Origin of the sequence: Shewanella donghaensis, assembly GCF_007567505.1 — a bacterium.
In the GTDB taxonomy this organism is placed as follows: domain Bacteria; phylum Pseudomonadota; class Gammaproteobacteria; order Enterobacterales; family Shewanellaceae; genus Shewanella; species Shewanella donghaensis.
In genome coordinates, this window is the sequence record NZ_CP041783.1 from 4,304,938 (window position 1) to 4,316,680 (window position 11,743).

At 41.3% G+C, this 11,743-nt stretch carries 13 protein-coding genes; 3 read left to right on the forward strand and 10 right to left on the reverse strand.

The window, feature by feature from the left end:
* Nucleotides 1-117: 117 nt before the first annotated feature.
* From FPK91_RS18320 to rimI, 3 genes are all read left to right on the forward strand, one after another.
* Nucleotides 118-975 (forward strand): GGDEF domain-containing protein, encoded by an 858-nt coding sequence (locus FPK91_RS18320; RefSeq protein WP_144213126.1) that lies wholly within the window; start codon nt 118-120, stop codon nt 973-975.
* A 72-nt stretch (nt 976-1,047) separates the two neighbouring features.
* Nucleotides 1,048-1,413: a hypothetical protein gene (locus FPK91_RS18325; RefSeq protein WP_144213128.1), complete on the forward strand. Its 366-nt coding sequence runs from the start codon at nt 1,048-1,050 to the stop codon at nt 1,411-1,413.
* 137 nt (nt 1,414-1,550) lie between these two features.
* Nucleotides 1,551-2,036 (forward strand): ribosomal protein S18-alanine N-acetyltransferase, encoded by a 486-nt coding sequence (rimI, locus tag FPK91_RS18330; protein WP_144213130.1) that lies wholly within the window; start codon nt 1,551-1,553, stop codon nt 2,034-2,036.
* A 114-nt stretch (nt 2,037-2,150) separates the two neighbouring features.
* Here rimI and lipA read toward each other — a convergent pair whose 3' ends face one another.
* From lipA to rsfS, 10 genes are all read right to left on the reverse strand, one after another.
* Nucleotides 2,151-3,116, reverse strand: a complete 966-nt coding sequence (gene lipA, locus FPK91_RS18335; protein WP_144213132.1) for a lipoyl synthase — start codon at nt 3,114-3,116, stop codon at nt 2,151-2,153.
* 1 nt (nt 3,117) lies between these two features.
* Entirely contained in the window at nt 3,118-3,768 is a 651-nt protein-coding gene (gene lipB / locus FPK91_RS18340) for a lipoyl(octanoyl) transferase LipB (protein ID WP_144213134.1), read from the reverse strand.
* Nucleotides 3,769-3,870: 102 nt separating this feature from the next.
* The gene (gene ybeD / locus FPK91_RS18345) at nt 3,871-4,137 is read right to left on the reverse strand and encodes a DUF493 family protein YbeD (protein WP_144213136.1); all 267 of its coding nucleotides are present in this window, start codon (nt 4,135-4,137) and stop codon (nt 3,871-3,873) included.
* A gap of 246 nt (nt 4,138-4,383) precedes the next feature.
* A complete protein-coding gene (locus FPK91_RS18350; protein ID WP_144213138.1) occupies nt 4,384-5,574 on the reverse strand; it encodes a serine hydrolase in 1,191 nt (396 codons plus the stop codon).
* Between the two features lie 254 nt (nt 5,575-5,828).
* On the reverse strand, nt 5,829-6,656 hold the full coding sequence (locus tag FPK91_RS18355; RefSeq protein ID WP_405127373.1) for a septal ring lytic transglycosylase RlpA family protein: 828 nt from the start codon (nt 6,654-6,656) through the stop codon (nt 5,829-5,831).
* Nucleotide 6,657: 1 nt separating this feature from the next.
* Nucleotides 6,658-7,662, reverse strand: a complete 1,005-nt coding sequence (gene mltB, locus FPK91_RS18360) for a lytic murein transglycosylase B (protein ID WP_144213140.1) — start codon at nt 7,660-7,662, stop codon at nt 6,658-6,660.
* A 174-nt stretch (nt 7,663-7,836) separates the two neighbouring features.
* Nucleotides 7,837-8,949, reverse strand: a complete 1,113-nt coding sequence (gene rodA / locus FPK91_RS18365) for a rod shape-determining protein RodA (RefSeq protein ID WP_144213142.1) — start codon at nt 8,947-8,949, stop codon at nt 7,837-7,839.
* Entirely contained in the window at nt 8,946-10,802 is a 1,857-nt protein-coding gene (gene mrdA / locus FPK91_RS18370; RefSeq protein ID WP_144213144.1) for a penicillin-binding protein 2, read from the reverse strand. The genes rodA and mrdA overlap by 4 nt, the downstream gene beginning before the upstream one ends.
* 99 nt (nt 10,803-10,901) lie before the next feature.
* On the reverse strand, nt 10,902-11,372 hold the full coding sequence (gene rlmH / locus FPK91_RS18375) for a 23S rRNA (pseudouridine(1915)-N(3))-methyltransferase RlmH (protein WP_144213146.1): 471 nt from the start codon (nt 11,370-11,372) through the stop codon (nt 10,902-10,904).
* Nucleotides 11,372-11,701, reverse strand: a complete 330-nt coding sequence (rsfS, locus tag FPK91_RS18380; protein WP_144213148.1) for a ribosome silencing factor — start codon at nt 11,699-11,701, stop codon at nt 11,372-11,374. Before rsfS ends, rlmH begins: the two co-directional genes overlap by 1 nt.
* Between the last annotated feature and the right edge of the window lie 42 nt (nt 11,702-11,743).

The window sequence follows — 11,743 nt, forward strand, 5'->3', positions numbered from 1 at the left end:
TCCTGATGGGGCAATGTGTTTCATCGCAATATGAATTAGGTCATTTTGTACGTTTCAATAGACTTAAATAATTAAGTCGATGGAACATACCTATTCAGCTAACATCTTGGATATACTATGGATTATATTGCTTCAGTGTTGGTTTTATTTGGGATAGTAGGTCTTATTTTATCATTGCGACCAGCCTACGCAATTTGTGCTTATTCTCAATTCAGTAATAAAGGCTGGCTGACGCTATTACTACTCATCGGTTTATTTATTGTCAGTTATCTTAGCTATCTTTCATTGCTGCTGACTTCCATCGATAACCTTAATGTTATTCAGCTTATTGTTGCAGCCATATTTTTTGCTGGTGGCTGGTTTGTCTATTTGGTTACGCACCTTAGTAAGCAGACTATTTCAGAAATTGATCACCTCCTCCAAGAAAAAAATCATCAAGCAAACCATGATTTATTAACGGCACTGCCAAATCGCCAGCATTTTTATCGCCATATGGATGAGGTTTTAGCTGAAAAGCCAGCTATTTTTTATTGCATGATGTTGGATATTAATAACTTCAAAATGATTAATGATACCTTTGGTCATTCTGAAGGAGACCGGATACTTAAAGTGATTGCCGAAAGAATTAAGCAGGTTATTCCTGATGAAAGTCTTGCCGCGAGAATAGGTGGAGATGAATTTGCGATTATTGTTCCACATGTGGAAGGTACTGATATCTCCATTATTGCGAATAAAATAGAAAAGGCATTATTGATTGATATTCCCTGTGCTGGTCATATGATTGTGATTGGTGCGAGTATTGGGATTTCTCAATATCCGAACAATGGACAAGACCGAAAATCGTTAATTAAAAACGCCGATATTGCGATGTATCATGCTAAAAAGAATGAGATTACTCATCAGTACTATCAGTCTCATCTTCAGTCCACTCCATTTCCTGATTTAGAGTTTGAACCTGAGCATACTAAGTTTTAACTGTCGATTTGTTCTCACATGTTTAGCGATGAACTGTTATTCTAATACCGAGATATTTTTAAGAGAATTACTATGGAAAAGTCAGCTTTTTTAGATGCGATGGGTGTGACCCGTTGGCGAAGTGCTGATACCCAAGGCAAACCCTATTTAATTATTCATGACGACGATGTTGATATTAGCCAGCATGGGCTAGTTAAAAGCGTGTTGGCGTTATTAAATATTGATCAATCCCAATGTGAATTTGATACCGAAATGGTCAAGGGCATGCAGGTGGTTTGGGATATGCGTAAACTGCGCGTTCGCCCAAGAGTGGCGTGGATTATTACCGACCCTATTAGCGCTTTAGAGCAAGGCCATCAAGGTAAGAAAGAATTATGGCAACAAATCTGCCTGCATATTGATAAATCTGCCTCGAATGAGTCAGTAAAGTCAGCTTAACGCTGCGCTTATTTATCTTGGCACTAAAAAATCGCCTTACCTAGTAACCTATTGCTTTATAAATAATCGCTTTATAAATTAATTGTATTACTAATCATGTATTCAGCGTAAACCCAGTTTTTCAAATAAAGAAAATTATGACTTCTCATCACACCTTCCCACATTTAGTTTATTCGATATTAACCCCAGATAGTGCTAAGGCGATGTTTGTTATAGAATCCGCTGCACATTCTCACCCTAGCAGTTTAAGTAGCTTAGAAGGCTGTTTTGGACGCTTTTATAGTGTGTATGGCGCCTTTGATGGTGAAGAACTTATCGGTTTTGCTATCGTGCAACAAATTGTCGATGAAGTGACTTTATTCGATATTTGTATTTCGCCGAGTCAGCAAGGTAGAGGTTTAGGTAAACAGCTACTGAATCACCTTGTTAATGATGCAGCTGTTAAAAAGGCTGTAGTGGTGATGTTAGAGGTTAGAGCATCTAATCATTCAGCGATTGGTTTGTATAAAAAAATAGGATTTATTGAAGCGGGCCGTCGAACGGGTTATTACCCTAGTGAAGCTGGGCGTGAAGATGCCATTTTGATGGATTTACAATTGAATTCGGGTTCTGGTTCTCTTTAATCCTTTAATTTCAGCCTTTGTGAAGGCGACTGAAATTTATTCATCGTAAGACACAAAAACGGCGCACTAGGCGCCGTTTTTACTGTGTTTTTTTAGTAAAAGTTTAGTAAAAGCTTACTTCACTTCTTTACCTTGAGCTTGTAAATCCGCGTGGTAGCTTGAACGAACTAGCGGCCCACATGCTGCGTGGCTAAAGCCTAAGTCATCAGCGATAGCTTTTAACTCATCAAATTCAGCTGGCGGTACATAACGCTCTACTGGTAAATGGAACTTTGATGGTTGTAGGTACTGACCAAGGGTTAGCATTTCAACGTTATGGCTGCGTAAATCACGCAATACGTCTGCAATTTCTTCGTTAGTTTCACCTAAGCCCATCATTAAACCAGACTTGGTAGGCACATTTGGATGACGTTCTTTAAAACGCTTCAACAAATCTAATGACCATTGGTAATTAGCACCTGGACGCGCTTTGCGGTAATGCATTGGCGCTGTTTCAAGGTTGTGATTGAATACATCTGGTGGCTCAGTTGTCAAGATATCTAATGCTGCATCAATACGACCACGGAAATCAGGAACGAGAATTTCGATTTTGATTTGTGGGTTTAATATGCGTATTTCACGAATACAGTCAGCAAAGTGTTGTGCACCGCCATCACGTAAATCATCACGATCTACTGAGGTAATAACCACATACTTAAGCTTCATATCTTGAATAGTTTGCGCCAATTTCTTTGGCTCTGCACCGTCAGGTTTAAGTGGGCGACCATGGGCAACATCACAGAAAGGACAACGACGAGTACAGATAGCACCTAAAATCATAAAGGTTGCTGTACCGTGGTTAAAACATTCTGCCAAGTTAGGGCATGATGCTTCTTCACAAACTGAGTGCAAACCATTTTTACGTAGTGCTGATTTAATCTCAGTAATACGTTGGTTAGATGCTGGCAATTTGACGCGAAGCCAGTCGGGCTTACGCAGCATGGTCGCTTTTTCAGATGGAACCACTTTAATAGGAATACGCGCTAATTTTTCAGCATCGCGTAACTTAACTCCGGGTTGTAATCTTTCAGGCCTATTCATTTTATTCTGCTAATCCTTGATGATGTACAAGTTCTTCGTAGCCTAATATTTGGCTTAATGTTTGAATCAGTTTATCGCCAGCTTCAGTGACAGTTTTTGGGCCGCCTAAAGCTTTGCATTGCACCATTTCAAGCCCTGCATAACCACAAGGGTTGATGCGCTGGAATGGTGCTAAATCCATATCAACGTTTAATGCAAGACCGTGGAATGAGCAGCCTTTACGAATACGTAATCCTAATGAGGCAAGTTTACGTTCGTCTACATATACACCGGGTGCATCCGCTTTTGCGTATGCGTTTACATCGTACATGGCTAACATATCAACGATACTTTGCTCGATGTTATTCACTAATTGTCTGACGCCGAGTTTACTACGTTTTATGTCAATAAGTGGATAGACAACTAGCTGACCGGGGCCGTGATAGGTGACTTGTCCGCCGCGATCAACTTGGATCACAGGGATATCGCCAGGATTGAGAATATGCTCACTTTTGCCAGCTTGGCCTTGGGTGAATACGGGTGAGTGTTCTACTATCCATAGCTCGTCATGGCTGTCACTGTCACGATTATCGGTATAGGCTTGCATTGCATGCCACACCGACTCGTAATCTTGACGGCCGAGATGTCTGATATGTAACGTTTGAGTTTGCAAGGGCAACCTCTCCCCTCAAAAAAGTTGGCTTATTATACGCACCTATCACCGAAATGACATCAAAGTGATAGGTGGATCACATTTTATACGCTTTAAGAGGTTTTACAGTACGCGGTTTACGCCTTCAATTGCGGCTAAATCGGTATAAACTTGCTCAATATGTTCTTTGCTTGTGACAGTAATACGAATCGAAATTGCGTAATAAGTGCCTTTGCTTGATGCTTTAACGGTAGGGGCATAATCACCAGGAGCCAGCTTTTGTGCTACAGCCACAATGCGGTCGGCTAAAGTGTCATCTGCAGTACCAATGACTTTGAATGGGCAAGCATTCGGAAAATCCATTAGTTCGCCAAAGTTTGTTTCTAACATGTGTTTGCTCTCTACTGTTGTCTTGTTTATTACAACTTAATCGGTAATAAACAGAGTTAGTGCTGCTATCAGTTCTATATGGGGTAATTATACTGTAATACAAGTCTGCGGGTAGGGTTTGTTGGTCGTTTTTAATGCACTATTGCTATTTAATACCAAACTTTCCGATTGAGGCTTGTTATGTTTGATAAAAATAAAGCTACCCGAGGGTAGCTTTATTTTGATGGAATGATCTAATTTAGCGGGTTATTCGCCAAACCAACCTTCAAACATTTGCTTGAAGTAATCCATTAATTTACTAAACCAGCTGCCTTCATTGACTTCATTTAAGGTCACTAATGGAAACTGAGCAACATCTTTACCATCTAATTGGAAGAAGATACGTCCTACAGTTTCGCCTTTTGCTAACGGCGCCGTTAATGGTTTAGTCAGTTCAAAGTTTGCTTCTAAATTCTTAGCTCGGCCGCGATTGATGGTAATAGGCGTGTCTGTTACTACACCGAGATCTACCGTTGCACGATCGCCATACCAGATTTTTTGAGTAACAAAAGTGTCACCCGCTTTGTACGGAGTAATCGATTCAAAGAAACGGAAACCGTAGTTAAGCAGCTTTTTACTTTCAGCTTTACGGGCTGTTTCGCTGTTAGTTCCCATCACAACAGTGATTAAACGCATGCCGTCATTGGTCGCTGAAGACACTAAGTTGTAACCTGCGCCCGATGTATGGCCGGTTTTGATACCATCAACGTTTAAGCTGTTGTCCCACAACAAACCATTTCGGTTGTATTGTTTGATGCCGTTAAAAGTGAAAGATTTTTCAGAGTAAACACGGTATTCATCCGGTACGTCACGAATTAACGCTGCGCCAAGTAACGCCATGTCATAAGCGGTTGTTTTGTGATTGTCAGAATCAAGTCCATGAGAGTTTTCAAAGTAACTTTGTGTCATACCAAGTTGCTTTGACCATGAATTCATTAAGTCGACAAAGCCATCTTCGGTGCCTGCAATGTGTTCAGCCATAGCCACACATGCATCGTTACCTGATTGAATAATAATCCCGCGGTTTAAATCTTCGACCGTGACTTTTTTACCCACTTCAATAAACATCTTAGATGAGTCAGGGAAGTTTTTAGACCAGGCTTTTTTACTGATGGTCACTTCGTCTTCTAACGAGATGTTGCCCACTTTAACTTCGTGACCAATAACATAACTGGTCATCATCTTAGTTAAGCTGGCAGGATTCAATGATTCATACGCATTGCTTTCAGCAATAACACGTCCTGAATTGTAGTCCATTAAAACATAGGCTTTAGCGGCTACAGTCGGCGCATTAGGCATAACCATGGGGGCATTAGCTACGTTGGCTGCTTGAGATGAAAAAGATACTACAGAAAGCAGCAGCAACGATTTTAGGGGAGTGTTAACAAGATTCATCATTAATAATGCACATCTCTGGTCAATGTAAAAGGTGAGGTCGTTTAGGGCGATAAATCCCCAATTGCTTTATAAAAGCATTAATGAAATATCGCATTAAACCAAGCAAGATTATTATCGCTAAAGCATCTTAAGTAGGTTTAAATCGGTAAACGACACAATTAAATATATTGTATCATTAGTCGACCCTAATTTGGCATTAAGGTTCCTTAACATCCGGAAATTGTTAGGTCGACTAGATTTTTATAAAAGGTTGATTACTTTTTGGGCGCTAGCAAATAGCTATTTGGGTAGCCATCTTGTTTAAGCTGTAATAACAGTTTATTGGCTAAGTAACTTTGGCCAATAGGGCCTAGCTGCAATCGATAGAAGCCATTGGCGGATTCCACTCTTGCCGTTACTTGGTATTTTGCTTCTAACTGCTTCGCGAGCACATTAATACGCACTTGATCTTTAGAAGCAACCACTTGAATAACATGTTCACTGGTATCTTTAAGACCATCTAGTGCCATCGATTCAGGCGATTCTATATGGATAGTTTCGATACTGACTTTGGCTGTCCCATGGTCAAGCATGCCAATTTTGTATGCGGCAGCATAGGATAAATCAATGATTCGACCTTCATGAAATGGACCGCGATCATTAACACGCACGATCACTTGTTTGTTATTCGCTTCATTGGTTACGCGCACATAGCTGGGTAAAGGTAAGGTTTTATGCGCCGCGGACATTGAGTACATGTCATAGGTTTCACCGTTTGAGGTGAGGTGGCCATGAAACTTAGAACCATACCAAGAAGCATTACCACTTTGTTTGAAGTCTTTGGCACTAGGAAGCACATTGTAAGATTTTCCGCGCACAGTGTATTTTTGCTTGTTACCTTGACGGCTATAAGGTTCATACTTTGGATGTGCGTCTTCAACTTTACTGACATCAGGGGCACTTTTAGGTGCGCGGTCGTCTTTCAGCTGATAACGGTCATCTTGACTAGTGGGTGATGAACTTGAACAAGCGCTAAGAGCACCACATAAAGCGATAGCACTTAAGCTTAATAGTGATTTTTTTAACATGTCGTTTTGTATCATATTAATCATTACGTGCTGCCGCTAATTGTTGGCTAAATTCATAAACGGCCATGGCGTAAAGGGGACTGCGGTTATAACGAGTAATGACATAAAAGTTATTGAGACCTAACCAATATTCATTGGCTTCTGGTTGCTCTAATTTTACTAACAATGCTGATTGCGATACATCAATATCTTTTGCAACTGCTAACGATAAGCTTGGCGTAAGAATATCTGCGACAGTTTGGGTTGGTTTACCTTTAACCCAAACTGCTGCTTTAGGATCTGTATCGACAGTGTGGTTTAGTTTAAGTGTGACTGGTGCGCCTTTTTCCCAACCATGTTGGTGGAAGTAGTTTGCAACACTGCCAATCGCATCTTGTTTATTATTAAGTAAGTCACGACGACCATCACCACTAAAATCAACCGCATAATGGCGGTAACTTGAGGGGATAAATTGACCGAACCCCATAGCGCCAGCATATGACCCTTTTAAATTGTTGTTATCTAATTGCTCTTCTTTGATTAACGACATTAGATTGCCAAATTCTTTTCTGAAAAATGTGGCTCTCGGTGGGTAATAAAATCCTAATGTATAAAGCGCATCCTGCACTTTATAGTTACCCATGTAGCCACCGTAGAAGGTTTCAATCCCTATGATCGCAACGATGATTTCTGGGTCCACTTGGAACTTTTCAGAGGCCTGTTTGATTGTCTCTGCATTTTCTTGCCAAAACGCTAAGCCTTTTTCAAGACGGGTTTCAGTCAAAAATATAGGATAATACTGGTGCCAAGGTTTGGCTTCCCAAGGCTTTGAAATCGCATCAAGTACCGCTTGGTTATGATTTGCTGAAGAGAGGAACTGTTGCACTTCTTGTTCAGTAAACCCTTTACTCACTTGTTCAGTGATAAAAGCCTGCTTGAGAGCGGTCACTTCTTGTTCTGTAGGCTGACTAGGAGCTGCAAAAAGTGTTGTAGCGCTCAGTAGTAGTGCGAGTCCAGTTGCGAGTTTAGTTGTAATTTGCATTAAAGGTCCTGTTTTTGTACTGCCGTCAGCATTATGAGCTTGAGTATAACGACAGTTTTTTGCCTTATTATTTTATTGTTGATAGCAATAATAGTTTTGTATTAGCGTATCTGTTATCAATCAATATAACGACGGTTATTGTTTTATCATTGATTGCGCTAATGATGACAGAATTTATCTATCAACAAATCGCCTATGAGTATGAATACTCATTAGAATTCCGAAACCTATCATCAGCGTCATCATGGAAGTACCGCCATAACTCACTAACGGTAATGGCACCCCAACAACGGGAAGGATGCCTGACACCATACCAATGTTAACGAAAATATAAACAAAGAAGGTTAAGGTAATACTGCCTGCTAATAAACGAGCGAATGATGTTTGTGCTCTTGACGCGATAACTAAACCGCGACCAATAATGTACATGTATATACTCAACAGCACCAAGCTACCGACCAAACCAAACTCTTCACCAATCACTGCAAAGATGAAATCGGTGTGACGTTCGGGTAAGAACTCTAATTGAGATTGAGAACCCTGAAGCCAGCCTTTGCCCCAAAGCCCACCGGAGCCAATGGCAATTTTTGATTGAATAATATGGTAGCCAGCACCGAGTGGATCACGTTCTGGATCAAACAAGGTCAATACACGAGTTCGCTGATAATCATGCATTAAGAAGTACCACAGGATCGGGAGTAATGCTAATACCGCCGCGACACAAGTGCCAACAATGAACCAACTCATGCCTGATAAAAATAGTACGAATATCCCTGAAGCTGCGACTAAGATTGAAGTTCCTAAATCGGGCTGTTTGGCAATGAGCAGTGTTGGTATCAATAAAATGACTAGACCGCCCATCAAATGGCGCTTCTTAGGTGGGAGAGGGAACTTACTGATGTACCACGCCATAGTAATAGGAAAGGCGAGTTTGATTAATTCTGAGGGCTGAAACTCCATAAAACCGAGGTTTAGCCAACGCTGTGCGCCTTTGTTGATGGTGCCAAAAAAGTGTACACCCAGCAGAAGCATTATCCCCATAATATAAATGGGGAAAGCCCAGCGTTTCAGTATTTCTGGGTTAATTTGAGCAAACACGAACATCACGAATAAAGACAGGCCAAGACGGGTAAATTGTCTTTCCATCATGGCAGCATCTTCGCCGCTGGCAGAGTAGATAACGAAGAGACCAAAAATCATTAGGGCTAACAAGCCTAATAAAAGTGGTAAGTCTATGTGTAGTTTTTGCCAAATATTTTTTCTGTGGGAGTGGTGAGAGGGATTCATTCTGTCACCTTCAATTCATCACGTAACATGTATTCATCCAATAAAGCGCGGGCAACAGGGCCAGCATTGACACCACCCCAACCAGCGTTTTCAATTACGACAGCAAGCACGATTTTAGGGTTTTCGTAAGGCGCATAAGCAATGATTAATGCATTATCTCGTAAAAACTCAGACACGGTATCCGCATCATATTTTTCATCTTGAGCCACACTGAATACTTGTGCCGTACCGGTTTTCATTGCTGCGGTATATGTGGCATCGGTAAAGCGAGACTTATCAGCAGTTTTACGCATCGCTTCATTAATGATTTCCCAGTTATTGTCATCATTTAATTTAATCGGTTCCCGTTCATCTATGGGGCGATCGATTGTAGATGTGTCATCTTTAAATGATTTTAAGAGATGAGGGGTATAACGCAGGCCTTTATTGGCTAAAATTGTAGCGGCATTAGAAAGCTGTAATGGTGTTGTGGTCCAGTAACCTTGCCCGATTCCCACTGAGATCGTGTCACCAATATACCAAGGCTGATTGTAGCGCATTCGCTTCCAATCTTTGGATGGCATTATGCCATTAGCTTCTTCATATAGATCAATGCCACTGGATTCACCAAAGCCAAATTGGGACATGAACTCAGCCATTTTATCCACACCCACTTTATAAGCTAGGTCATAGAAGAAGGTGTCACAGGAGTCCATAATTGCACTGTACACATCAACCCAGCCATGTCCCCAGCGCTTCCAGTCACGGTACTTACGTTCAACATTGGGGATTTGCCAAAAACCTGGGTCCCAGATTCGGGTCTTTTCGCTAATGGCTTTTTCTTCTAAGCCTAGTAGCGCAATATGCGGTTTTATAGTTGATGCTGGGGAGTATTGTCCTTGTGTCGCACGGTTAATGAGCGGTCGAGACTTGTCATTTAACAGGCCGTTATAGGCTTTACTACTAATTCCGTGAACGAATAAATTTGGGTCATAACTTGGGCTGGACACCATAGCCAGGATACCACCATCTGTTGGGTCAATCGCGACCACTGATCCACGGCGGCCATCTAATAACTCCATGGCTTTTTGCTGTAATTTTAAATCTAAAGTGAGGTAAATATCTTGCCCTGGTGTTGGCGGGGTGACTTTTAATGTACGAATGACGCGACCGCGGTTATTTACCTCTTCTTCTAGGTGACCGGGTGTGCCGAGTAACAAACTTTCATAGTATCGCTCCACACCCTGCTTACCAATATCATTAGTAGCGGCATAGTTTTTCCAGGAGCCTGATTTTTCTAATGATGCACGATCACGGGTATTAATTTTACCCACATAACCCAACACGTGAGTCATCAAGCCTTCGTAAGGATAATGGCGTTTAAGACCGGCTTCGACTCTAAATCCTGGGAACTGATGCTGATTAACACTAAAGATAGCGACTTGCTCTTCAGTTAAGCGGGTTTTAATTGTTAGCGGCTTAAAGCGTCGATGATAGCGTAACCTTTCAGTAATATTCTCACGTTCATCTGCACTGAGTTCAATAACCTCATTTAATCGATCTAATGTAGCCGTAATATCTTGGGCTTTTTCAGGTATGAGTTCTAGGGTATAAAAAGGTTGATTTTCAGCGAGTAGTTGGCCATGTCTGTCGTAAATTAAACCACGGCTTGGTGCAACAGGTACAACACGAATACGGTTATCGTTAGAGCGGGTTTCATAGTCAGTATAGGAAACTACTTGCAGTTGATATAAATTGGACAACAGTAGACTGATGAGAATAAACACGCACAGGAAAGTGAACAAAGCACGACGTTTGAATAGCGACGCCTCGGCAGCGTGGTCGTGCATGGCAATGCGCTTTTTTGGCGACACTTAAGCTATCTCCGATAGATTCAGAATAGTAATAAAAGATTACGGTTTGCTATCTTAGCTGAATTAGCTTTGCTTTTACCAGAGGCTTTACCAATAAGGTTATTCTCTATGGTAGGGATGGTTGTTATTTATACTCCATGCTCGATAAAGACTTTCGGCAACCAGTACACGAACTAATGGATGGGGTAAGGTAAGTGCTGATAAGCACCAACTTTGATTTGCAGCTGCTTTACATGCAGGAGAAAGACCTTCAGGACCGCCAATCAATAAACTGACATCACGGCCGTCGAGTTGCCACTTACTGAGTTGCTCGGCAAGTTGTGGGGTGACCCAATTCTTACCTGGCAAGTCTAGGCTTACAATGTGATTGCCCTTGGGTACTGCTGCTAGCATTAATTCGCCTTCTTTTTGAAGAATGCGTGCTATATCAGCATTTTTACCGCGCTTTCCTGCGGGGATTTCAATCAGTTCTAACGCCATATCACGAGGAAAACGACGTTGGTATTCTTCAAATCCGCGGGTTACCCAATCTGGCATCTTTGTGCCAACAGCAATCAGTTGTAACTTCATTATGCGTCGTGTTCAGACCATAGTTTTTCTAGTTCGTAAAGCTCACGTGTTTGCTCTTGCATCACATGTAAGATTACACCACCTAGATCTACAAGTACCCATTCACTACTTTCGCGACCTTCAACACCTAATGGTTGAGTGCCAGCAGTTTTAGATTCAACAACCATGTTTTCCGCAATTGCGCGAACGTGTGTTTTTGATGTACCAGTACAAACAACCATAAAATCAGTGATTTGAGATTGTTCTGAAACGTCTAAAACAAAAACGTCTTTGGCTTTTAGGTCGTCGATTTTATCAACAACAAAATCTTTTAATTCTGTGCTTTGCACGTCACTTACCTTGATATATAAAAATAACGGGGCATTATACGC